Raw genomic sequence first — 23,335 nt, 5'->3', positions numbered from 1 at the left:
CGCCTGCAACGGCTGGAAGATACTCCAAGTGTCCGACGTGGGCATATCGTTAGGCCGCAGCAGCGATCGCCTCACGTAGTTTGTTGACCATCATACCTTCTGGTACAGCACCTTCAATATGCACCAGATCGTCGATCACGGTCTTGGGGACACCCATCACCGTGTAGCGATCGCCAAGTTCAGGAAATTCCGTCACTTCGATGCCTTCGGCGGTAATGTACGGGTTAGCCAGCGCTAATCGGTACGCCATGACTACTGCACGTGGGCAGTAGGGGCATGTCGGTGTAACAAAGACTTGCAGGTGCATAGGCGCTTTGATGGTCTCTAACAGCGACATCGTTGCCGGTTGCAAATCGGGTTGGGTGGCGCCTCCGGCTAAGCGAATTGCCTCGATCAATGAGGCAAACTCGTAGCCGCTCGGTAGACCGGCAAAGCGCATACCGTTGTCTTTGCGCTCTTCGCCGGACAAGAAGACAATCCCTGGTGCTTTATCAACGCCGAGTTCGGCAGCATATGCGCCATCTTTTTCAAGATCGTAAACGTTCAAGCGCAAGAGCGGGTTAAGCTCTACTACCTCTTGAAGAAGCTCCTGGGTTACTTCACTGTATTCGCCACTGTCCGCTGAGGTAAACAACACCAACTCGACCGCATGTTGTAAACCGCTCAACGCTTCCCGCACCGCTTGCCGATCTTTTTCTTGCATAAGGGCCATCGCTCAAATCCTTTCTCATCATAACTGTCGTCTTGCTACCAACAAGATGCACCTCAAACGCCGGTGGTTACAACGTGGTCTCTGGCAGTGCGGGATCGATCCGGCGGAACCGCACGGCTTTGCCTCTGTATCGTACCATACTCGAATGCCGATTGGTAGTTATGCCCGACCTTCATACATCAACCACCATCCCATCCCAACCCCGATCAATACACAAATCCCGGCCAACGTACTATTGAGCGGATAGCCGGCAATCGTGCTGATCCATGGCCCGACCAGCGATCCGACAATGCGGCCACCGCCGATACAGGCGGTCATCGCCGCTAAAATGGTGCCACGATTCTGAGCGTTCAGGCCACTGATCAAGGGAAACGTGGAGACAATCGCAAACTCGAAACAGAGATCAAATGCCAACAGCAGCGAGAGAAAGACCGGCCACGAATTACTTTGCGGCAAGAGCAGGAGCCAGATGCCGACCAACGTAAAGCCGCCTAACACCGCTCGTCGCTTACCGATCCGATCGGTAAACAGTGTCGCAGTCAATGAACCGAGTAGTTCGACCACGCCGAGCAGACCAAACACAAGACCGAGCTGAGTTGTGGTAGCGGCAAATGCACTACTCAACCAGCCGGCATAACTAACAAATATTAGTTCAACGGCGGCGAGTTGGATGAAGACAAAGCCAAGTGCTGCCAGGACATTCGATTGGCGTAAGGTATGCAACGTACTCCGGAAGGAAGGTGGCACCGTGGATGCCCCGGTAGCATATCGATCGTTTGGTAATACCAAAAACAACAGAATGGTCGCGATTGCAGCAACGGTCAGCACACCAAAGGCAGCGGCGATGCCAAACCGTTCAGAGACCCACGTCACCAATGGTATACCGAGCAATGCCGATAGCGCCCAGCTCAATTCGAGGACACCGAGCATTCGTCCACGATGTTCGTAGCGACTGTGCGTACTGACATAGCTCTGCAAGGCTGGCATTGCTATGGCGACGGCTAAACCAATGACGGCATACCCCAAGAGAAACCAACCAAAGCTACGGCTGAGGGCACAGATCAACGATCCAATGCAGAAGATGATACTGCCCCACAGCATTGTTGCCCGGTCGCCAATCCGATCGCTTACAAAACCACCGAGCGGACTGATCAGCGAGGCTGCCACTTGCACGGTAATTAATAAACTTGCCACATTGAGATCGACGGTAAAGCTTGCCGCAAGCAATGTAAGCAGCGGGTAGACGAGGCGAAATGCCACACTGATGAGCCAGCGTCCCCATACGAGAATCATAATGGTCGGCCACGTAAGGGTGTGAGGTATCGTTGTGGGCAACGTTGTCATGTCATGTTCCTTGTTCACTGTTGAAAACACAGCAACTACCGAAATTAGGCATCGTGATGCCACAAATGTGCATTGACAGATACTGAGGGGTAGGCTATCATTTGAACCATTGTCAGCGAGATTTTGGAATAAAGCCACATTTGCTTATGCACCGACAATATCACGCATGGCATAGCCCTGCCCTCAATCGAACGATGGAATTGTTAGTTTTTGGTCACGCCGGCGCGCCCGTACTCGTCTTCCCTACGTCGCATGGACGGTTCTACGAGTATGAGGACCGTGGCATGGTGGCGGCTTTGGGTCATCATCTGGAGCAAGGATGGATTCAGCTCGTCTGTGTTGATAGTGTGTATAGTGAAAGTTGGTACAATTATAATGCCGATACTGATGCCCGCATCTGGCGGGAAGAACAGTATGAACACTACCTGATCACCGAGGTTCTACCGCTCATTCGCCATCTCAACCCTAACCCCTTTTTTATGGCGACGGGTTGTTCCTTTGGAGCCAGCGAGGCCGTTACCTTCACTCTGCGCCATCCTGGTCTAATCCGGCGCGTGATCGGATTATCGGGATTGTACGATCTCAAACGGTTTTTTACCAACTACACGCAAGGCGTCTACTTTCATAATCCGGTTGATTTTATTCCGAACCTCAACGATCGGTGGGCGATAGACCGCTTGCGCGAGACCGACATTATTTTGGTCACCGGGCGTGATGATCCATCGGCGTGGTCCAATGAACTCCTCTCAAGCCAATTATGGGCGAAGGGTATTGGTAATGCGCTCCGGATCTGGGATGGCTGGTGTCATGATTGGCCGTATTGGCAACACATGATCCTCAAATACATCGGCGGTCATGATTAGCAACTGATGCATACTTATGCGGTAGAGCCCCTCTGAAAAATCCGGTACCTTCGGACTATTCAGTTCATCATCTGCTCATCATATACTAATCACCAGAGGTAAGGTCTGTGCAGGAGTGCGTGCTATGAAACCCAAACGCGGACAATCCATCGTTGAGATGGCGCTCTTGCTCCCCACGATGCTGATCGTGTTGTTTGGGATTATCGAGTTTGGTTATTTGATCTTTGCCTACTCGATGATCTCGCAAGCGGCTCGTAACGGGGCTGAAGCGGCAGCACAGTTGCCACCATACGAGACGTGGTTGCAACTGCGCAACAATCCGCCGGCTAACTTTCCCGGTTTTACTGCCGATGGGTGTGTGCGAGGCATTATGGAAGCCATCCGCTCCGATATTGTCCTCTTCGACGGTTCGGGGAATGAAGGTCGGCGGATTGAGGATTATGTGATTATCCGCTACCCTAATGGCGGGCAGACTCGTAATCTAAAAGATCGAGGCCCTATCGAGATCGAGATTAACTATCCAGTGCGGAGCATCACACCGCTCTTTGACTTGATCGGTCTAGAGAACGGAACAATTAATTTGCGGGTGGTGCAGCGTCGCTCAATTGAAAACCTCGGCGTTGATCCGGCGAGTCCGCGAGGCGTGGCCTGTGCCCGAGATGTTGCCGATTGGCAAGAGTTGCAAGACCTGCGGTCACCATGAGAGAGGGTGTCTATGCAAAGCACACGACGTCGGAAAACTGCTGGCCAAGCCATTGTTGAGTTTGCCCTCTCGGCTACGGTTATTTTCCTCTTACTATCTGCCGCTGTCGACCTTGGCTTGATCTTCTTTACCTTGCAGGCGCTGCGCGCTGCTGCACAAGAGGGAGCGACGTATGGTAGCTACCCGATCATCGTCACCAATAGCAGTGGTCAAGTAACGGCGGTACAGCTTAATTATTCAGAAATTTATAGGAGGATTCGCTTTGCTGGTGGCGACCGACCTTCGGGGATTGCCAATTTGTTCGATTTGAACGGTGATGGGATTGATGATGACCGCCAGGGGTCTGTCATCTTCAATCCGAGTAACCCGACCAACCCCAACGGGTTTGTCATTATTGAAAATCCGAAAGGACCGAATCCGGCTAATCTGAGCGGGACATGCGCTACTACGACACCGCGGGTCGATATGCGCAACGCCGGTCAGAATTGCTGGATCCGCGTCACTATTCGCTACCGATATCGGCTCTTCTTCCCATTTGCGCCGGCGTTTGGGCGAGAGATCATTTTGCGGGTTACTCACACTATGCCGGTCCGGAGCCAGTTTGTAGGGTAGATTATTTGAGTTGTCATTCCAGTTGATACTCAGTTTAGGAGGAACCTATGTTAACCCGTCGTATTCGTGCCTACCGCCCACCACGACGAATGCGAGGGCAGAGCATCCCACTTCTCGCCCTCATGATCGTCGTGCTGATCGGGATGGTAGCATTATCGGTGGATGTAGGGCGCACCTTCTCAGAAGAGCGCCGTGCCGTCGCTGCTGCTAACGCAGCATCGTTGTCGGCGATGAACACTTACATTCGTCGACCGGCCGGTACGACCAATAAAGTTATCTATGACTCTATTGTGAATTCGCTGCGCTCAAACGGGATTGATATCGAAAATAATCCGAATATTCGGATGGAGGCCTACTATCTCAATGGCCGTGGCGAACCGATTGAGGGTGGTGCTCGCATCAATCCCGATGGTACGGTCGCTCCTGATAATGTGGCGTACATCCAAGTAAACCTCGAAGGTGATGTTGATACCTTCTTCGCCCGGGTTGTCAATCAGAATCAGTTGCCAATCGGTGCTACTGCATACGCCGGTACCTGTCCACCGACTGATGGGGTCTACCCTATTGCGGTGAATAATGAGTACATCAGCGGTAATGAGTTTCGTAATCCGGGTGATGCGAATGGTGATGGTAAGCCTGATAATAATTGGCAAAAACTGACGAGTGGTACCTACAAAGGCTTTACCAAGATGCGTCTGTATCCGACCGATGGCAACCTGCCCGGCCAGTTTGGGTGGTTGCGCTGGCTCGATGGGCGCGGGGCAAGTGGTGCAAATGCCAATAGTAACCAAGAGCTAGAGTTAGCACTGACCGGTACCGGTTCACTTTCCAAGGGTTTCATGGAGGTCGTTCCATGGCCGGCTACCAATCTGCCCCGTCCGGCTAGCTACCCTGAACGACCCGGTGAGTTGAATGTTGGTGACTGGGTTTACGGTAGCTCTGGTTACAACAACAGTGTTGGTGTACGCAACGCTCTTGATGCTCACATCGCTGCCGGGACGCGGATGGTCCTGCCGATCTACGATGTTGCTGTTGGTCAAGGATCGAACGCTGCCTTCCGAGTGGTGCGCTTTGGACTGTTTGTGCTGACCGCATATGGACAGGAGCGGGGTAAGCCTTACCTCGATCTCATCTTCCTCGGCGATCCGAATCGCCAAGGTACGGCCTGCTCGGCAACGCCGCCGCCGCCGGAGAATACCAGTGTTGTGCGCCTGACCGGGGGTGTTGAGCTGTGGCCGGAGTATCAGATCGTTGTAAATGAACGTCGTCCGGTGCAATACGTGGTCATTCTTGATGTCTCCGGTTCAATGAATGCCAACTTCATCGGCCAAGGTATCGTGAATGGGCGAGTGACCCAATGCACGAATGGACCGCCCGGGTCGCCTCCGGCCCAAAGCTGTGGTCAGCCCCAATATGCATGGAATCCGGTGCAAGAGCGGCGCATTTACGTTGCCAAAGAGGCGATTAAGCTGCTGATCCGGCAAACGAATATGCCTGGCAACCCCGGCTATGATCCAACGCAGCCAATTGACAGTATGGCACTAGTCTGGTTTACGCATAACGTTCCGAGTACGAATATCTTACCCTTCCAATCGAACCCGAATACTCTGATCCAAGCCGTTAATAATGCCGGTGCATATCAGGGCGATCCATACAAAACGAGTGGTCGTGCTAATGGGACCGGTGGATTGTACCGTGCCAGCCAATTGTTGGCCAATGCACCCAGAACCACCAACCAACTTGGTAAGGAGTGGATCTATCGGCGGGCCATTATCTTCGTAACCGATGGGGTAACTAATACCTTTTTCAATGCCAACGACTCGAATGTGAATGCTGGTAGCAGCAGTATGACGACGTATCCCAATGGTCATGCTTGTCGGAAGGATGAGGTACTCGAAGATGCGCTTTGTCAAACCACCGAGGTTGGTGGGAAATACAATGGAATGGATCGGCCGATCACGCAAATGGTGAATATGGCAAACACGATTAAGTCGAATCAGTCGATCCAGACTGACATCTATGTCTTGGCACTCTCGTCGATCCCGGCGACCGGTCTGCGTGATGGCGTTGCCACTACACCGCGCCACTTCTATACCGCCGAAACGCTTGAATCGGGTCCTGATGGGTTGAATAACGTCGACCGCATCATGCTAGCAATCAATGCTGAGATTGAGCGTGGACCATGTATGAGTGGTAGTGATGGTGAGTGGCGCGCCACTATTCCGGGTAATCACTTCCAGTCGGTGGGTGGGCTGAGCTATCCGAATGTTGGTGAGGTGATCTTACAAGACATCTCGACCAATAGCATCTATCGGGCACCGATTGTAGCCGGTACCGATGGTCGGGTACGGTATACCTTCGAAGAGATTCCACGCGGTACCTATCGGATGCAGGCTTACCTCTTCTACCGCCACCCATTGGATCCGCCGACAGCACAACCGCGCATGTATAGCCAGATCTTTACTAATGGCTCGACCCAATCGGATATGGTGGTGGTGCTTGAACCAAATGGTCAGGGAGCTGGTTTCATCTCAACAATTGAGCAGAACCTACGCTTGCGCCTCGACGGCAATGTGTGCAGTGTGAATTAGGCTATCTATGAGTACCGGCGCTATACTTGCTCAAAGTATAGCACCGGTATTGCTCTTATCCATCGGCGAACTTCAACTTCACAGGTATTCTCGTCGGGAGGTCACTGATGACACCACCATTTCTATCTCTATCCCGTCGCACATTACGGGTTATGGTTATATATACCCTCAGTTGCGTTATGCTGGTGACTGCGTGGCCATCAGGGACTATACGCGCTTTGGTTGACGAAACAGGGACCGATCAAATTATCGATAACTCTCAGGCCGATTTTGCCAGCGGGGTGTTTCAGCGCACGGTCGTGGCGGCAGCACCAAGCACGCCGAGTGCTCCAGATGTGGTCGGCGCTGTGGAGCTAGCACCGGTCGGGGCGTTAAATCGTAATAATTGGTCAACCTCAAGCACAACATTGCCATTGCCATTGAGCGATGCTCCTGTAGTGTCACTTAGTAAATATCTGTTTGTTATCGGTGGTGCTACGACAATAGATAGTAATGGTGAGAGTGTCTCCAACTCAAACTATGTCTTTCGTGGTGAAATTAATCAGGCGACCGGTGCATTTGTGACCGATTCATACCCTGCACCGGGCAATGATGCGTTTAAGGCCTTTGCCATCCAGGGCGCTGATCCCGGTCCTGAATGTGACATCGTGATTGCCGGTCGGTCGCGATCGGCAGCCGTAGCTGTGCCGGCAACTACCGGATCGAATCTTGGCTATATCTTTATTGTCGGCGGTAATATGTACGATCAAACTTGCGCGACGTACAACTTCTCGACTAATCTTGTACAACGTGCAACAGTTAATGCTAACGGTGATATTATCGCTTGGAACACACCGGATACTTGGCGGTTTCCTACCCTCGACAGTAATGGTGAGATTATCACCAATTCGGCTTCGCCTGACCTCCGCGGAGTTCAGGACTTACAACTCGTGCATGTTCGGACCAGCGCAGGGAATGACTTTATCTATGCGATAGGCGGCTTAAGTGTTGCGCCAAGTCAGCTTGTACAGCAAGATATTTATCCGTATGTCTTCTACACCAAAGTCGATGCCAACGGTAATCTGACGCATCCTACTAATTCGTCCGCCGGAACGGTTTGGGCAAAGTTGGCCGATTTGCCGTTCCCCCTTCACTCTGGCCTTCACTCTGGGACGGCACTAGCCGTTAACACCACTCGGATCGAAGGTGGCGCACCGGTACAGAAAGATGCGATCTTTTTGCTCGGTGGCTGTACTACGATTGATTGTACGTTGCTTAATACCTCGGTATGGCGGGCCGATGTCAATCCGACGACCGGTACGTTAACATGGACCGACCAGGTCGCTGCTATAGGTAGTGGGACGCAAGCGATTAACATTCAGGCTCGACATAACGTTACAGGTTTGAGTTTCAACAATCGTATCTATTACATTACCGGTTCGACAGACAATAGCTTTCCCGGTGCTAGCGGGGCAACTGCGACGATCCCGGTCGCAATCTTTAACGATCAATTCTTGTTAGAAGATTTGACCAATAGTAATATTTACTTCGTCGGTACCAATGAGACGAATGACCGTGTCTTACCAGAACCATACCGACGGGTCGGTGCAGCGGCAGCACTTATCCCGGCAGTACCACCTGATAATGTGACAAGTCAAGTCTATGCAGCGTGGATGTATGTGATCGGTGGGGCTAGTGAGAATAACGAGCCAACGAATACGATCTTTTTTGGTGGTGTAGGCAGTGCAAATGAGACGACCAGTGCGACCCGAGCACCAGAAGGTTGGTACTATTCGCAACCATTCCCGGTACTAACCGACAACGAAACGTCGCGGCTACTGGCTCTCAAGTGGTTTGTTGATCTCAACCGTCCATCTAGCAATCCTGAGGCAGATATCCGCATTCAATTCCGCGCCGCCGTGACAAGTGGTACCTGCCGAGAGAGTGATTTTGATCCTTCGCCTTCCATTTCGAATCCAGAACGGTGGCGAGCAATAGATGCGAATCCTAATTCTGTGTTGTACTCTAAGGACGGGCTTAACCAGGTACGCTTGATCAATGCCTTCCCAGACGAAGAGATTCAAGCAACCTGTATGCAGTACCGGGCTCAGCTCATTCAAGATCCCGGTGATCGAACGTTCTCACCGAAACTTCTCTATTTCGCGGTCGAGAAGATTGTTGCAGCCAAGCCGGACATTATCATCGAGACCTTCGATGTTCAGACGAACAACGGAAGTTTTCGCAATATTGTCTTGACCTTGCGCAATCTGCGGAAGAATAGCCTTGCGGCGACGCGCAGTGTGGTGGCGGCAAGTGGGGGTGGTGGTTTCTTTGTCGATCTCTGCATCGCTCGGCGAACCGATCCGGATGTTCCAGTGCTCACCTCTGTGCCGGCTCCTGATCCCAACGCCGGTGGTTCAGCGACTCCGGTATGTGTGACAGTATCGGCACAAGTCCCGAAGGAGCCATTTATACCGGGTGCATCGTACACCGTTCCATTAAATAGTTGGAATAAAGCTAATGGTGAGCCGGCGAACTGGAATACGATTTTCGGTACGCCAGGCACGTATGACATCGGAATTGTGGTGGATTACAATACGATGACCGGCGAAGATGCTGAAGGGCGAAGCAATAACCGTGGTGAAAGTCCATCGGCGCCGAATGGGATTATTCGAACTATCACCGTTGTGGCACCACCCACACCTGAACCAGAGTCGATAAAGGTCTTTGTACCGGTCATTTATCGATAGGTTAGGGTTTCGATCACAGAAGGTTTTGTCTGTGCGCCTTGGCGGAAAGTGTCAAGGCGCACTATTTTTAGTTGTCTTTCCAACCTACTCGACACACATCGATGGATTTGTTATGATGCCAACGGGATCAGGCGTAACGGTAGCGAAAGGTGTTGGTGATCATGCAACCACTCGATCATGCCAAAGCTGAGCAGGATTTTCACTTTTTGCTGAAATGCTTTCAACGTATGCTCCGTGATATTGGTGCGATCTCGGTTGCAGCAGCATTGCCATGGTTGCATGAGGGGACCGATCAGTCGGCAGTGGCGGTACGAGAATTGGCGCAGGCATTTGGGATTGCCTTCCAGTTGCTTAACATTGCCGAAGAGAATGCGGCAGTCCAGCAGCGCCGGATGACCGACCGTGATCCCGCATTACCACCCGAATCGGGGCGTTGGCGTGATGCGTTGTTGAAATTACAACGTGCCGGTTTCACGGCTGATGAGATTGCGGCAGCGTTGCCTGAAATACGAGTTGAACCGGTGCTAACCGCCCATCCAACCGAGGCAAAACGTACTACCGTCCTCGATCATTACCGCGAGCTGTATCTATTGCTCGTCCGACGTGAAAGCCAACGTTGGTCTCCGGCAGAGCAAGCCGAGATCGAGACGGATATCATAGCGTTGTTAGAGCGGTTGTGGCGAACCGGTAACATCTTTCTTAGTAAACCGGATGTGGCTTCAGAGGTACGAAATGTCCTGCACTACCTTGTGAACGTCTTTCCTGACGTATTGCCGGTCCTGGATAATCAATTGCGCTATGCGTGGCAAATGAGCGGATTTGATCCGGCATTATTGATCGAGCGTTGGCCAAAGCTAACGTTTGGTTCTTGGGTCGGTGGCGACCGCGATGGGCATCCGCTCGTCACGGCCGAGATTACAGCGCAGACGTTGCACGAGTTACGTTTGCAAGCTTTGCGCTTACTCCGGCGTCGGATTCGGCAGGCGGTGCGTCACCTAAGTATCTCAGATCTGCTGGTACCAACCCCACCCGGTCTAGCCGAGCAGATTCGGCGGATGACGAATGCCTTGGGGATGCGAGGGGTACAAGCGGTGGCGCGGAATCCGAACGAGCCATGGCGGCAGGCGCTGAATCTGATGTTGGCGAGACTGCCGATAGATGATTCACCGGCGGAAGCGGCCCGGTTGGTTGATGAACCGGGACGGTATCGTAGTGCAGATGAACTTCTGCACGATTTACAAGAATTTGCACAGCATTTACGGTCGGTTGGTTGTGGACGGCTGGCCGAAGCAGAAATTCGCCCGCTCATGCAATTAGTGCAAACGTTTGGCTTTCATTTGGCAACGCTCGATATTCGGCAGAATAGTCAGTTTCATGATCGGGCACTGGCGCAGTTGCTGATCGTGGCCGGTCTACCGACCGATGATCTTCTTGGAGGTGATCCTGAACGACGACGTGCATTGTTAGAGCGCGAAATCGTTTCACCGCGTCCCTTTGCTCATCCTAATACCCCATTGGGGCCAGAAGCGACGGCGGTGGTTGAGTGCTATCGGGTGTTGGCGTCTCATATTGCTCGCTACGGTACGAGTGGTCTTGGCCCGCTGATCATCAGTATGACCCGTGATGTGACGGATGTACTGGTGGTGTACTTGCTAGCGCGCGAAGCTGGACTGGCGTATGCAACGCCGGAGGGGTTGGTCTGTCGGTTACCGGTTGTACCGCTGTTTGAAACCATCGAAGATCTCGAACACAGTCCGCAGATTTTAGCCGAGATCCTCGATCATCCGGTGACCCGTCGTAGCTTAGGGGTACAGTCCCATGATGGTGAGCTGGTCCAGCAGGTGATGATCGGATATAGCGACAGTAATAAAGATGGCGGGATTCTCGCCAGCCAGTGGGCGCTGCAACGAGCACAGCGGGCAATGAGTGAGGTTGGGGCAGCGCGTGGGGTGCGGATTCGCTTTTTCCATGGGCGTGGCGGAACAATTAGCCGTGGTGCGGGACCGACCAATCGGTTTATTGCGATGTTGCCGTCGGGCAGTTTGAACGGCGATTTGCGCTTGACCGAACAGGGTGAAGTCATTGCCCAAAAATACGCTAACCGTCTGACTGCTGCTTATAATCTCGAATTATTGTTAGCCGGAACGACGACCTACACACTGTTACACCGGCGACATCCGCCAACACCGCATCCGCTTGAGCCGGTGATGGAACGCTTGGCCCAACAGGCGCAGGCAGCATACCGTGATCTCATTGAGCGTGATGGTTTTGTCACCTTCTTTCGACAAGCTACGCCAATTGACGTCATCGAGCAAAGCCGGATCGGTTCACGTCCGGTACGGCGCACGGGGCAAGCGACGCTCGCCGATCTGCGGGCGATTCCGTGGGTGTTTAGCTGGAACCAGTCGCGCTTCTATTTGCCGGGTTGGTATGGTGTGGGGAGTGCGCTCCAAGCCTTGCGCGATACCGATCCGGCAGTGTGGGAAGAGCTTTATGCTGCCCAGTGGAATTGGCCGTTCTTGAGCTATCTATTAGCAAATGTGAGTACGAGTCTCCTGACTGCTCATCGTCCGACCATGCACGCTTATGCGTCATTAGTCGAAGATGAGGCGCTGCGTCGAGATTTTCTGATCTTGATCGATGCCGAGTTTGAACGTACTGTAGCAGCACTGGAATCGCTCTTTGGTATGCCACTGGACCGACGGTGGCCCCAACTTGCTGCAACCCTCGCCCGTCGCCAGATCGGGCTAGCACCTTTGCATCAACGACAGATCGAGTTACTCCGGCAATGGCGTGCCCAGCGCGCGGCTGATGATCCGGCGGCGGAAACGACGCTCATCGATCTGTTGCTGCTGGTCAATGCTATTGCTGCCGGATTACGCACCACAGGATGAAGAAGTGCTTGATCGGTGTTGGTATGATGCAAACGAGGCAACTATATCGGTATGGTATAACCTATCGGCTATAATAAATCTCGCTATCGACCATAGCAGCGTTGATGGTGAGCTGTTTCCAGATAAGGGAGGCGTCATGTCCGAATCATTGATGCAACAGCCGCTCGGCGCCATTCTCGATGCGCTTGCCTCACGTGCCCCCACCCCCGGTGGTGGGAGTGTGGCAGCACTTACCGGTGCTATGGCAGCCGGTTTGGTGAGCATGGTGTGTGAATTGACCATCGGGAAGCCGCAATTTGCCGAAGTAGAAAACGAGTTACGGGCTATTCACGCTCAGGCCGAGCAATTGCGTGCCGAATTACAACGGCTGGCCGATGAAGATATTGCCGTCTTTAATCGCCTCGCAGCGGCGTACAAACTACCGCGCACAACCGAGGCCGATGCAGCGACACGCAAGGCGGCAATCCAGCAGATTACCCGTTTGGCTGCCGAGGTACCGTTGCGAACTGCACAGGCCGCAGCAGCATTACTTCCGCTTTGCACGACCTTGGCAAACAACTGTGCGCGCTTGGTGGTCAGTGATGTTGGGGTTGCCGCTTTACTGGTACGCGCCACCGTTCAGAGTGCTGCATTGAACGTTGAGATTAATTTGGCTGCACTTGAGGATCAGATCTTTGTTCGCGAAACGCGCGCCCAGTTGCAAGATTTACTGATCGGGCTTGGTGATGAAGTTGATGGTATTGTCACCATTGTCCGGGGAAGGATGATCGGATGAGTGCGCGTATTCTCGATGGTCGTGCATTGGCACAAGCATTGCGTCACGAGTTGGCAGCACAGATTGCCGAACTACACGAACGGATCGATCGGGCACCGGTGATTGCCGTCGTGCAGGTTGGTGAAGATCCGGCGGCAACCCGTTATGTGCGCAGCATCGATCGGTTATCGCAGTCGTTGGGTGCTGCCTGTCGAACGATTATTCTTCCTGATGTTGTCACCCAGGCTGAACTCGAAGCGACCGTTTCGCGATTGAGTGCTGATGACCGGGTTGACGGCATCTTGCTCCAATTACCGTTGCCGGCCGGTTTGTCCCTCGATGGCGTCTTGAGTCGGCTGGTTCCCGAAAAGGATCTCGACGGTATTCACCCGATCAATGCCGGTCTTTTGGCACAAGGACGCCCGGTGCTGATACCGAATACCCCCGCCGGTGGTATGGAATTGCTGCGTCGGTATGAGATTGAGGTACGGGGAAAACGGGCAGCAGTTGTTGGGCGCTCGGCGATTGTCGGGCGGCCGATGGCGTTGCTGTTGCTACAGGCCGATGCGACAGTCACTATCTGTCATTCACGCACATCTGACTTAGGTGCGGTGTTGCGCGAGTGTGACATCATTGTGGCCGCAGCCGGTCGACCGCAACTGATTACCGCTGAGATGATCAAACCCGGTGCAACGATCATCGACTTTGGTACTAATGTTTTGGCCGATGGCAGTATGGTTGGTGACGTCGATTTTGCGGCTGTGGTTGAAGTGGCCGGTGCGATTACACCGGTTCCCGGCGGTACCGGGCCGGTGACGAATGTGATGCTGATTCAGAACCTGATCAAAGCCACTCGTAGCCGATTAGGCATCTAATCTTGCGCACGAGTTGTACCGCGTTCGCTATTACCAACACGTGTTTGCAAGGAACGGTGCGGCATGAAAGTTCTTGTTCTCGGCCATGATGGTCGCACGCATGCATTAGTATGGAAGCTCTTTGCCAGTCCATCGGCTGATGTTCTGGTAGCACCGGGAAATGGCGGTGCGTGCCAGATTGCCCCACAGGTTGACCTCGATCCGTTACAACCAGCGCAAGTAGCCCAATGGGCGTTCAACGAGGGGGTTGATCTGATTGTACCGGCGAGTAGCGAACCACTCTGGGCCGGTTTGGTTGATGAAGTGGTAAGTATGCATATCGGTGTCTGTGGTGCATCGCAGCGCAGCACCCGTATTGAGTGGAGTCGCTGTTACGCCAAAGAGCTGCTTTTGCGCTATCAGTTACCAACCCCAGGAGGGCGTTGCTTTACCAGCTTACCGATGGCCGAGAAATATCTCGCCGCGCAACCGTTGCCGGTGGTGTTGCGTGGCGATCATCCTGCAGCCGGTGAGGGTGTTTATGCCGATCGTTACGCCGCGCTCAAAGCGTTGCATGACTTGTTTGTTTCCCGACCAGTTGAGGGGAGCAGTCACGGGGTCATCATCGAAGAATATGTCGCTGGGCCACTCGTCAGTTTTTCTGCCATCACCGACGGGAGTGCAGTGGTGACATTATTGCCGGCGCGTCTCTATGAAGGGATGGGTCCACAACCGAATAGTCCACCGGCACCGGCGATGGGGGCAATTACCGGCAATTCGCCCTACACTCAAAAGCTGACGGCGTACCTAGAACGCCATATTATGCAGCCGCTCGTTGCCGCAATCGCCCGTGAGCAACTTCCATATTGGGGAATCGTTGGGGTCGATTGTATCATCGGTACGCACGGGCCGCGCGTTGTAGGATTACGCTGTAGTTTGCGTGATATGGAAGCGCAGGCAGTTTTGCCACGCTTGATCGATGACCTATTGCCGTATCTGGAAGCGGCAATTGCCCGTCGTTTGCACCGGTTGCCACCATTACGCTGGCGTGAAGAAGCGAGTGTCGCGTTGGCGTTGGTCACACAGGGCTATCCGTATCATTACCCGATCAGCGCTGCCGTTGAAGGGATAAGTGAGGTTGAAGAGGGGGTACTGGTGTTTCACGATCAGACCGAATCTCCGTTTATTCTGCGGTACGATCCAACACACCACGACCGTATCTTAGGTGGTGGCGGTGGGCTATACCTCACCGGTGGTCATGTGGTGACAGTTGTAGCCCTTGGCGCAACGCTAGCCGGTGCGCGAGGTCGGGCGATCATCAACGCTGAGCGGATCCGTTTTCCAGGACGCACCTACCGCGAGGATGTCGGGGCAAGTGAAAGATAGCGAGGTATAGCATGCATAGCGAGACGCCTGCGCCACCGGTGATTGATTTGGTCATTCGTGATGACATAATTGCCACGTGTTATGAGGTGATGCGCGAATTGCGTCCGCATCTCACTGCCGATGAGTTTGTAGCGCGTGTTCGGCAACAAGCAACGGCAGGTTATCGGCTAGCTGCGGCATTTGTTGATGATGAGGTCGTGGCCGTAGCTGGGTTTCGGGTCTGTGAGAATCTCGCGTGGGGGCGTTTTCTCTACGTGGATGATCTGGTGACGCGGAGTGATCGACGGTCACGTGGTTATGGTGCGGCATTACTCGCATGGCTCAAGCAACAAGCCGTTACCGAAGGCTGCGCACAACTCCATCTCGATTCGGGCACATGGCGAACGGATGCGCACCGGTTTTATGAGCGTGAAGGGATGCGGTTAAGCTCGTTTCATTTCGTCTGGGACGTTGTTGGAATGTCAGCATCGTAGAGCACTTCGCAACTATTGCGCCATTGATCTTTATGACGCAGCGTGTTATAATTGATCTGTATAACGCGCTGCGTTATTCGTCTACCAAAACTTGGTAGACTGTGCTATGATACAAGCAGTTAACAACCGGTTACTCGTGAAAAGCAGGAGGTTGCTATGAGCACGGTGGAAGAGATTGAGGTCAACGTTCGCCAGATCGACGAGACACCACCGCCGGTCAATCCGAGTGTCCAGATCTTTGAAGTGGTGCGCAAGCTCATCCTCGCGGGGATTGGTGCGTTTGCGCTCAGCCGTGAAGAAGCCGAAGCCTTCATCAATCGGCTCGTAGAGCGGGGCGAACTGGCGCAGAAAGATGCGCAAAAGCTGTTTGAGGAAGCGGCCGAGCGCTTCCGCAAGACAGCTCTGCCGCAAGTCGATCCGATGCAAACCAATCTGAACAATCTTGCTGCTCAAGTTGAGACAGGGTTTGAGCAGTTCCTCAACCGGCTCAACATCCCCTCGAAGCGCGACATTGATGAGCTCAGTGCGAAAATTGCCCAACTGGCCGCGCGGGTAGAAGAGCTGCGCCGCATTCAGGAGACACCAGCCCGCCACCGTACTCGTGGTGAGGCCAAGGAAGAGGGCGAGACGAAGTAGAGTCGGGTCAAGACAAGCGCCGGCACTGTGGCATTTGCTACAGTTGCCGGCATTGTGGCGCAGCGTGTTATAATTGCCGCTGAGACTATCACCACAACACTCAGAACTATAGCTGCTGCATGGTTGTCTACCGGTATGCAGCACAAGGCGGCAATATCATGCATGTTATCAAAAAATACGCCAACCGTAAGCTGTATCATACTAACGAGAAACGGTATATCACCCTTGACGGCATTGCTCAGCTTGTTCAGAAGGGTGAAACCGTTCAGGTGCTAGATAACGAAACAGGTGATGATATTACGGCCAATATTTTGGCTCAGGTTGTGTTACAGGCCCGTGGCCGCAATTCACCCCTCCCCACCAATTTACTGACCGGTCTGATTCAGGTGGGTGGCGACACACTGTCCACTCTCCGGCGCACACTCTTTAGTTCGCTGGGCGGCGACGATCTGATCGAGGCCGAAATCGGTCGCCGGATCGATGTTTTGGTTGATGAAGGTGAGCTTTCACCTGAAGAAGCCGATCGCTGGCGCAGACTGCTGTTACGCCAAGAGTTTGCCCGTGATGCGCATGACCAGCTCGCCAAACGAATCGCTGATGTTCCCACGCGGAACGATGTTGAACGGCTCCACGCACAGATCGACGCGCTTGCCAACATGGTTGAGCAGTTGTTACGCCGGCGTTAGCGTATTGAAGAGCGGCCAATAATACATACACGCAAAGAGGCAGTTTATGCATCGTAGCACAACCGCTCTGGTTCTGGCCGGCGGTGGCGTTGCCGGCGCCGCGTATGAGATCGGTGCCCTTTGCGCTATCGATCAAGTACTTGATCACCTTTCGGTCAACGAGTTTGATATCTATGTCGGTACAAGCGCCGGCGCATTGATCAATGCTTGTCTGGCCAATAATATGTCGCCGCGCACGCTGATTAGCGTGCTCGAACGTTCCTTGCTCGGCATAGATCAACTCGAACCACACCATCTCTATCAGTTGAACCTTGCCGATCTGGTGCGGCGTGGCTCGCAGTTGCCCGGTGCAGTGATGCAAGCGCTCCGGCGTTGGTTGCGCGAGGGGCAGGAGGCGTCGCTGCTTGACCTTATCGAAACGCTGGCAGTGGGTTTGCCGACCGGTATTTACGATTCGCAGGCGCTCGAACGCTATATCCGTGTGGCCCTCGAACAGCCCGGTCGCTCTAATCGGTTTCACGATCTTGACCGTGAATTACTGATTATTGCCACTGATCTAGACAGCGGTGAACGGGCAGTATTTGGTTTGCCACCCCTCGATCAGGTGCCTATTTCATTGGCCGTTTGCGCATCGGCGGCGATCCCGATCTTCTATCGTCCGGTACGAATAGGTGACCGGGATTACATCGATGGTGGTCTCCGCGGTACTGCTAGCCTTGATATTGCGATTGAGCGTGGCGCTGAACTGATCGTTTGTATTAATCCAATGGTACCATTTGACAACCGTCGTCATCCGCCCGGTGCGGCGATTAGTGATCAGGGTATTCAGCGTATCGGCAATCAAGTATTCCGCACCTTCATCCACGCGGGTCTCCATTACCATATCAAGCAGGTACGCCGTCGCCATCCAGAAGTGGATATTATCTTGATCGAGCCTTCACGGCACGACCGCATTATGTTTGCCGAGAATACCATGCGCTTCGGTACCCGTATGCAAATTGCCCGCTATGGGTTTGAGAGCGTCGCCCACCAATTAATTGAGCACTATCCGTACTATCGAACCATGCTTGCTCGGCATGGCATTGCGATTAGCGACGAGCGGATCCGACAGGATCTGCGGAATCTGGCGGTCGCAGGTGATGATCCGCATTTGGTGCGAGCAGCGTTAGTGACCGGTGGATCGTTGCATACTGCGCCGGAGGGGCTCGCCTCAACGCTGGCTGAGTTAGATCGGTTGTTGTCTCGGTTTGAGGTAGCCCGCTGAGATGATTGTTTACATTGCGTATCCAACGAGCCTCAATTTGCAATCGGCCAATGCCCTGCAAACGTTTACCACGTTGCGAGAACTGCGTGCCCGCCGACCCGATACGTTGGCCCTTATTCCGCGCTGGGGTAATGAACCGAGCCGGTTTTTTGAGGTAGGTGCGGTGCATTTACCACGACCAGCGATCGGGAAGTTGTCACGTTTGTACAAGAGCACGTTGCTCTATTACCTTGAGCACTCGGCGTTTGCCGCGATGACGGCAACCGTCGTCGCGCTGCGTCGCCACAACGTGCAAGCGGTGTATATTCGGCAGCCGATTATCGCGGCGTGGTGGGCCGGAGTCTTCGGGCCACGTTTCGACTTACCGGTGATTTATGAAGCCCATGATCTGGAGTCGCGTAACCCATCGCGGGCTAAGGAGCCATGGGCCCGCGGCTTCCTCGATTTGATCGATCGCACGGCGCTCTGTCGATCAAGTGCCGTCGTTTCGCTCACCGATAATTTTCGGCGTTTGTTAGCACAGATTGAGTGGCGTGATCCGGCCGAGGTAGCCGTCATTCCTGATGCGTATGATGAACAGGTCTTTCGGCCACAGGACCGTGCGGCGTGTCGTCGTGGTTTAGGGTTACCTGCCGATGCCCCTATCGTAGCCTATGCCGGTATGACCTTTGCCCATCGTTGGCTCGATGGCCTGCTCAGTGCAATTCGTCGACTCCGGGCTATCCATCCGACGCTGATCGGGATCGTCATTGGTGGGCGACCCGGTGAGCGCGCTGCATTGGCTGCCCATGCGTTGAGTGAGGGGTTGCGAGTTGCCGAAACGACAGCAATGTCAGCCGATCTCTATCTCTTACCACTGCGACCACAAATCGAAGTCGTATCCTGTCTAGGTGCAGCCAATGTATTGGTGATTCCCGACACGGTGACCGATGTAACGGCATCACCGCTTAAGCTGTTTGAGTATATGGCGTTGGGCTTGCCGATAGTCCTACCAGCAATTCCGGCGCTCTACGAGATCTTGCCATCGCATTTGGCTTACAGCTTTACGCGACGCGATCTGAATGGGCTGCAAGCAGCCCTGACGGCTGCGCTGGCGGAGTGTGATCCGGCATTGGCAACGGAACGGCAGCGGTTAGCCGCCGAACACACCTATGGTCGGCGGGCGGAGCGGATCATCGCTTTGGTTGAGCAGGTAGCGCAACGCAAGTTGTGAAGGACGCGGCCTCATCTCTAGAGGATGCAGTACTTACTGTTCAGTTGGTGCTTGCCAGAGGCAGATTCGGCCATCGTGGGAACCGGTAGCCAGCAATTGACCATCGGGGCTAAAATTCAGGCAACTAACACCGGCGCTATGTTCGAGGATCAGCGGTAGCGGTTGCCCGTGTTCGACATTCCAGAACCGCGCACTGCGATCTTCACTGACCGACGCAAGCAAAGGTGCACGAGGACTAAATGCCAGCTCGCGGACCGGTGCAGTATGGCCTTGGAGTGTATCGAGGGGATAACGATCTTTCAGCCGCCATAAGCGAATTGTCGTACCGCTACTGGCGGCAATGATGGTGCTGGCCGGATTGAAGGCAACGCTGTAAATAAAGGTGTTGAAACCACTTATCGGATCAAGGGCCTGCTGATCAGCAATCTGCCAAAGATAGATCGCCCCATCGTAACAGCCAGCGGCCAAGAGTGATCCATTCGGTGCAAAGCTCAGCGAATGCACGAATGGGCAAGAAAACAGGCCAATTGGCTCGATCTTCTCTTGCTTGAGCAGATAGAGCGTGATGGCATTACCCCAACCGCCGGCGGCCAGGTAACGACCATCAGGACTAAAACTAACACTTTCAATCGGGCAACCGGGATGATGCATGACCTGTAGTGTCTGCCAATCGGAGGTGCGCCAGATGCGGATCGTCTCATCATCGCTGCCGGTAGCGATGAGTTTACCATCGGGACTGAACGCAACGGTTCGTACCGTACTCTCGTGACCGCGTAACGTTACCTTCTGTTCACCGGTAGCGACTTCCCACACGCCGACGGTATAGTCGTCGTGACCGTCCAACAACCACTTGCCATTGGGTGAAAAAGCAACGCTCCGCACCGGACTGCCGGTAATCAGGCGACGGATCATTGTGCCGACGGGTGGTGGTGTTGGTCGACTCGGCATTGTTGACGGTTGGGCCGGGGTTGCCGTTGTATCGGCTTGCAGCGGTGGTGAAACTGATGATGGGGTGATTGGAGGAACAGAACTCGGAATGGCGGTCACTGCCGAACGCCCACGTAAGCGGTGCAATGCCTCGCGCATATCACGGGCCGATTGTGGCCGCTGATGAATCAGCGTCGCCATTCCTTGCTCGATGAGTTGAGCGAATCCCTCCGGCACATGCGGTGCGAGTGTACGGATGGGCCGCAAGGGATCGGGTTGTCCGTTAACGATACTCGCCATGCGAGTCATGGCATCTGGCGGTAACACGCCGGTCAGCAGGTGATAAACAGTAGCCGAAAGGGCATAAATATCGCTGCGGGGGTCGGGTTCGCCATCGCGCATCTGCTCATACGGTGCGTATGGTGGGGTAAAGCCATACACTTTGCGAACATTCGGCCCCTCAAGTCCGGCGAAGACGGTCATGCCACCGCGGGCCAGCCCAAAATCAAGCAAAATAATGTCGTGACTTGCGGTGAGTTTGAGATTTTTCGGTTTAATATCACGATGAATAACCGGTATTGGTCGTGTATGCAGATAGTTCAACACATCGAGGAGTTGATCTGTCCACTTGACCACCATTGGCAATAGCTTTGGCGAAGCAAACCGGCGGCCAAGTCGGGCCAACTGGTTACCGAGATCTTCGCCGTGGATAAACTCCATCACCAGGAACTGACCTTGGGGATCGATGAAGTGGTCGATAACTCGTGGTAAGGCTTGATGGCGTAACCGGGCCAAGATTTGGGCTTCACGCTCAAATGCTTCTCGGTATGTCTCATCAGTAAAAAGGGTCTGTTTGAGGGCGACATCAATGCGTAGCCGGAGATCGCGGGCTTGATAGACGGCGCCCATCCCGCCTTTGGCAATTTGGGTGATGATATGGTATCGGCCTTGTAAAACTGTTTCCGGCGCAAGCATGCGCATTACTCCGGTTAATCCGAACACACTGATTCGTATTATAGCAAATGATAGAATGCGCTACGGTAACATCTTTGTAAGGATGGTGCGGGCAGTAGGGACAGGCACGGGGGTCGGGGGCCGGCCCCTACCGTCTGGGCTGGCACGGGGGTAGGCACGGGGCCGGCCCCTACCGTTGGGGCTGGCACGGGGTAGGCGTAGGCACGGGGGTAGGCGTAGGCACGGGGGTAGGCCCCTACCGTTGGGGCCAACCGCCGGGGTCGGCATGGGGGCAGGCACGGGGGCCGGCCCCTACCGTTGGGGCTGGCACGGGGTCGGCATGGGGGCAGGCACGGGGGCCGGCCCCTACCGTTGGGACTGGCCTTTTATACCGCCAGCCCATACGCTTCGGCAAGGGTTTCTATCGGGTGGCGTGTCGCCACACCGGTAGCGCCGCTGATTTGCCAGCGACAGGTTTCGCTGTCGCAGAGGGCAAGCGGTTGACCACTTGTGCGGACGAACTCGAACAACGGTTTGCCGACATCGATAGCGATCTGATATTTCTCACGCTTGAGGCCATACGTACCGGCAATGCCACAACATTCAGCCCGACTCTCGAGCAGGCGTAAGCCGGGGATCAGAGCTAGCACATCGAGCACAGGGCGCCCGATCCGATGGGCGCGTAGTTGGCAAGGGGGATGGTAGGGCAGTGTACGTTCGAGAGGCCGGAAGTCGGTGCGTAGGCGTCCTTGTTCATGGAGATCGCGCAGGAATTCGAAGATATCGTAGGTACCGGCAGCCACAGCACGAACATCGTCGCCGTGCAAACCGAGCAGTTCAGGCGCTTCTTCCTTTAACGTCAGTGTGCAACTGGTACTGGTGCCGACAATCGGGATGCCAGATCGAGCGTAAGGCAAAAGTTGAGCAACGTTGTATTCGTGGTGCTTTTGCGCCGCGGGAAAATCTCCGTTCGAGAGCAGTGGTAATCCACAGCAACGCTGCGGCGGCAGAATCACCTCAAAGCCGAGATGCTCAAGCACGGCAATAGCCGCCTTACCAACGTGTGGCTCGTAGTAGTTGGTGCTACAGCCGTGGAAGTAGACAACCTGTGGTCGATGACCGGTTGTTGACGGTTTGCGTCGCTTGAACCAACTACGGAAGGTGTAGGTGCTGGCCTTTGGGAGCGGCGCGTGGCGGTGAATACCCATCACCTGTTCGATCAACCAGCGCGCCGGCGCGAAGCTGAGGGTGAAGTTGACCAGCGGCGCGTGCGGCCCATTACTGAGACGTCCGACCAACCCCGAACGGGCAATGATCCGGTTGCGCAACGGCATCCCGCGTTCGGTGACTATTTGCGCTCTCGCACGTGCGTTCAATTCGGCGATGCGCACTCCGGTTGGGCAGACTTGATTACAGACGCGGCATCCCGAGCAGTAGTCTACCGATGCATCGGGCACCGCTTGAGCTTTGTGACGAAAGCGTTGGGCTTGAGGCCCAACGTATTTGGGTCCGGGGAAGGCGTCGGTAACGGCTGCAACCGGACATGCCGAGGTGCAAATATTACACTTTATGCAGTGATCAAGCGATTGGGTGAGTGAGAGTTCGATATGATCCATAGTGGAGATTCCTCTATTTAGAGCCGCGCCGCCGTGCGGCTGTATTTGAGAGCCGCGCCGCCGTGCGGCTGTATTTGAGAGCCGCGCCGCCGTGCGGCTGTATTTGAGAGCCGCGCCGTCGTGC

General features: G+C 54.3%; 18 protein-coding genes. 14 read left to right on the top strand and 4 right to left on the bottom strand.

Features of this window, described 5'->3' with window-relative positions; translation table 11 throughout:
- Window positions 1-49: 49 nt before the first annotated feature.
- Together pdo and AC01ZF_RS08395 are read right to left on the bottom strand one after the other, a co-directional pair.
- Window positions 50-712, bottom strand: coding sequence for a protein disulfide oxidoreductase (gene pdo, locus AC01ZF_RS08400; protein WP_424674710.1), 663 nt, complete (start codon window positions 710-712; stop codon window positions 50-52).
- A gap of 159 nt (window positions 713-871) precedes the next feature.
- Entirely contained in the window at window positions 872-2,056 is a 1,185-nt protein-coding gene (locus tag AC01ZF_RS08395; protein ID WP_424674711.1) for an MFS transporter, read from the bottom strand.
- A gap of 146 nt (window positions 2,057-2,202) precedes the next feature.
- On the opposite strand from AC01ZF_RS08395, the gene AC01ZF_RS08390 reads away from it, so the two are divergent.
- From AC01ZF_RS08390 to AC01ZF_RS08325, 14 genes are all read left to right on the top strand, one after another.
- Complete coding sequence (locus tag AC01ZF_RS08390) at window positions 2,203-2,919, top strand: esterase family protein (protein WP_424674712.1); 717 nt, start codon at window positions 2,203-2,205, stop codon at window positions 2,917-2,919.
- A 124-nt stretch (window positions 2,920-3,043) separates the two neighbouring features.
- Complete coding sequence (locus AC01ZF_RS08385) at window positions 3,044-3,622, top strand: TadE family protein (protein ID WP_424674713.1); 579 nt, start codon at window positions 3,044-3,046, stop codon at window positions 3,620-3,622.
- 12 nt (window positions 3,623-3,634) lie between these two features.
- Complete coding sequence (locus AC01ZF_RS08380; protein ID WP_428111360.1) at window positions 3,635-4,234, top strand: TadE/TadG family type IV pilus assembly protein; 600 nt, start codon at window positions 3,635-3,637, stop codon at window positions 4,232-4,234.
- A gap of 47 nt (window positions 4,235-4,281) precedes the next feature.
- Window positions 4,282-6,825: a pilus assembly protein TadG-related protein gene (locus tag AC01ZF_RS08375; protein WP_476575279.1), complete on the top strand. Its 2,544-nt coding sequence runs from the start codon at window positions 4,282-4,284 to the stop codon at window positions 6,823-6,825.
- 107 nt (window positions 6,826-6,932) lie between these two features.
- Window positions 6,933-9,554: a hypothetical protein gene (locus AC01ZF_RS08370; RefSeq protein ID WP_476575278.1), complete on the top strand. Its 2,622-nt coding sequence runs from the start codon at window positions 6,933-6,935 to the stop codon at window positions 9,552-9,554.
- A 161-nt stretch (window positions 9,555-9,715) separates the two neighbouring features.
- The gene (locus AC01ZF_RS08365; RefSeq protein WP_424674717.1) at window positions 9,716-12,448 is read left to right on the top strand and encodes a phosphoenolpyruvate carboxylase; all 2,733 of its coding nucleotides are present in this window, start codon (window positions 9,716-9,718) and stop codon (window positions 12,446-12,448) included.
- Window positions 12,449-12,584: 136 nt separating this feature from the next.
- Complete coding sequence (locus AC01ZF_RS08360) at window positions 12,585-13,223, top strand: cyclodeaminase/cyclohydrolase family protein (RefSeq protein WP_424674718.1); 639 nt, start codon at window positions 12,585-12,587, stop codon at window positions 13,221-13,223.
- Complete coding sequence (locus AC01ZF_RS08355; RefSeq protein ID WP_424674719.1) at window positions 13,220-14,077, top strand: bifunctional 5,10-methylenetetrahydrofolate dehydrogenase/5,10-methenyltetrahydrofolate cyclohydrolase; 858 nt, start codon at window positions 13,220-13,222, stop codon at window positions 14,075-14,077. The genes AC01ZF_RS08360 and AC01ZF_RS08355 overlap by 4 nt, the downstream gene beginning before the upstream one ends.
- A gap of 63 nt (window positions 14,078-14,140) precedes the next feature.
- Window positions 14,141-15,442: a phosphoribosylamine--glycine ligase gene (locus AC01ZF_RS08350; RefSeq protein ID WP_424674720.1), complete on the top strand. Its 1,302-nt coding sequence runs from the start codon at window positions 14,141-14,143 to the stop codon at window positions 15,440-15,442.
- Between the two features lie 11 nt (window positions 15,443-15,453).
- Entirely contained in the window at window positions 15,454-15,915 is a 462-nt protein-coding gene (locus tag AC01ZF_RS08345; RefSeq protein ID WP_424674721.1) for a GNAT family N-acetyltransferase, read from the top strand.
- A 156-nt stretch (window positions 15,916-16,071) separates the two neighbouring features.
- Entirely contained in the window at window positions 16,072-16,551 is a 480-nt protein-coding gene (locus AC01ZF_RS08340; RefSeq protein WP_012615382.1) for a phasin family protein, read from the top strand.
- Window positions 16,552-16,709: 158 nt separating this feature from the next.
- On the top strand, window positions 16,710-17,237 hold the full coding sequence (locus AC01ZF_RS08335) for a polyhydroxyalkanoate synthesis regulator DNA-binding domain-containing protein (RefSeq protein WP_424674722.1): 528 nt from the start codon (window positions 16,710-16,712) through the stop codon (window positions 17,235-17,237).
- Between the two features lie 46 nt (window positions 17,238-17,283).
- Window positions 17,284-18,501 (top strand): patatin family protein, encoded by a 1,218-nt coding sequence (locus tag AC01ZF_RS08330; RefSeq protein WP_424674723.1) that lies wholly within the window; start codon window positions 17,284-17,286, stop codon window positions 18,499-18,501.
- Window position 18,502: 1 nt separating this feature from the next.
- Window positions 18,503-19,714: a glycosyltransferase gene (locus AC01ZF_RS08325; protein ID WP_424674724.1), complete on the top strand. Its 1,212-nt coding sequence runs from the start codon at window positions 18,503-18,505 to the stop codon at window positions 19,712-19,714.
- A gap of 33 nt (window positions 19,715-19,747) precedes the next feature.
- Here AC01ZF_RS08325 and AC01ZF_RS08320 read toward each other — a convergent pair whose 3' ends face one another.
- Both AC01ZF_RS08320 and AC01ZF_RS08315 read right to left on the bottom strand, forming a co-directional pair.
- Window positions 19,748-21,616 carry a WD40 repeat domain-containing serine/threonine protein kinase gene (locus AC01ZF_RS08320; RefSeq protein WP_424674725.1) on the bottom strand — a complete coding sequence of 623 codons (1,869 nt, stop codon included), beginning with the start codon at window positions 21,614-21,616 and terminating at the stop codon, window positions 19,748-19,750.
- 365 nt (window positions 21,617-21,981) lie between these two features.
- A complete protein-coding gene (locus AC01ZF_RS08315) occupies window positions 21,982-23,211 on the bottom strand; it encodes an anaerobic glycerol-3-phosphate dehydrogenase subunit C (RefSeq protein ID WP_428111372.1) in 1,230 nt (409 codons plus the stop codon).
- Window positions 23,212-23,335 lie beyond the last annotated feature (124 nt).

Source organism: Chloroflexus sp., assembly GCF_056331925.1.
The sequence above is the reverse complement of the archived record's forward strand: the minus strand, read 5'-3'. Positions and strand labels throughout refer to the sequence as shown.

Excerpts from the sequence above, each read along its gene's own strand:
- pdo (WP_424674710.1), bottom strand. The coding sequence starts at position 712 with ATGGCCCTTATGCAAGAAAAAGATCGGCAAGCGGTGCGGGAAGCGTTG.
- AC01ZF_RS08395 (WP_424674711.1), bottom strand. The coding sequence starts at position 2,056 with ATGACAACGTTGCCCACAACGATACCTCACACCCTTACGTGGCCGACC.
- AC01ZF_RS08390 (WP_424674712.1), top strand. The coding sequence starts at position 2,203 with ATGCACCGACAATATCACGCATGGCATAGCCCTGCCCTCAATCGAACG.
- AC01ZF_RS08385 (WP_424674713.1), top strand. The coding sequence starts at position 3,044 with ATGAAACCCAAACGCGGACAATCCATCGTTGAGATGGCGCTCTTGCTC.
- AC01ZF_RS08380 (WP_428111360.1), top strand. The coding sequence starts at position 3,635 with ATGCAAAGCACACGACGTCGGAAAACTGCTGGCCAAGCCATTGTTGAG.
- AC01ZF_RS08375 (WP_476575279.1), top strand. The coding sequence starts at position 4,282 with ATGTTAACCCGTCGTATTCGTGCCTACCGCCCACCACGACGAATGCGA.
- AC01ZF_RS08370 (WP_476575278.1), top strand. The coding sequence starts at position 6,933 with ATGACACCACCATTTCTATCTCTATCCCGTCGCACATTACGGGTTATG.
- AC01ZF_RS08365 (WP_424674717.1), top strand. The coding sequence starts at position 9,716 with ATGCAACCACTCGATCATGCCAAAGCTGAGCAGGATTTTCACTTTTTG.
- AC01ZF_RS08360 (WP_424674718.1), top strand. The coding sequence starts at position 12,585 with ATGTCCGAATCATTGATGCAACAGCCGCTCGGCGCCATTCTCGATGCG.
- AC01ZF_RS08355 (WP_424674719.1), top strand. The coding sequence starts at position 13,220 with ATGAGTGCGCGTATTCTCGATGGTCGTGCATTGGCACAAGCATTGCGT.
- AC01ZF_RS08350 (WP_424674720.1), top strand. The coding sequence starts at position 14,141 with ATGAAAGTTCTTGTTCTCGGCCATGATGGTCGCACGCATGCATTAGTA.
- AC01ZF_RS08345 (WP_424674721.1), top strand. The coding sequence starts at position 15,454 with ATGCATAGCGAGACGCCTGCGCCACCGGTGATTGATTTGGTCATTCGT.
- AC01ZF_RS08340 (WP_012615382.1), top strand. The coding sequence starts at position 16,072 with ATGAGCACGGTGGAAGAGATTGAGGTCAACGTTCGCCAGATCGACGAG.
- AC01ZF_RS08335 (WP_424674722.1), top strand. The coding sequence starts at position 16,710 with ATGCATGTTATCAAAAAATACGCCAACCGTAAGCTGTATCATACTAAC.
- AC01ZF_RS08330 (WP_424674723.1), top strand. The coding sequence starts at position 17,284 with ATGCATCGTAGCACAACCGCTCTGGTTCTGGCCGGCGGTGGCGTTGCC.
- AC01ZF_RS08325 (WP_424674724.1), top strand. The coding sequence starts at position 18,503 with ATGATTGTTTACATTGCGTATCCAACGAGCCTCAATTTGCAATCGGCC.
- AC01ZF_RS08320 (WP_424674725.1), bottom strand. The coding sequence starts at position 21,616 with ATGCTTGCGCCGGAAACAGTTTTACAAGGCCGATACCATATCATCACC.
- AC01ZF_RS08315 (WP_428111372.1), bottom strand. The coding sequence starts at position 23,211 with ATGGATCATATCGAACTCTCACTCACCCAATCGCTTGATCACTGCATA.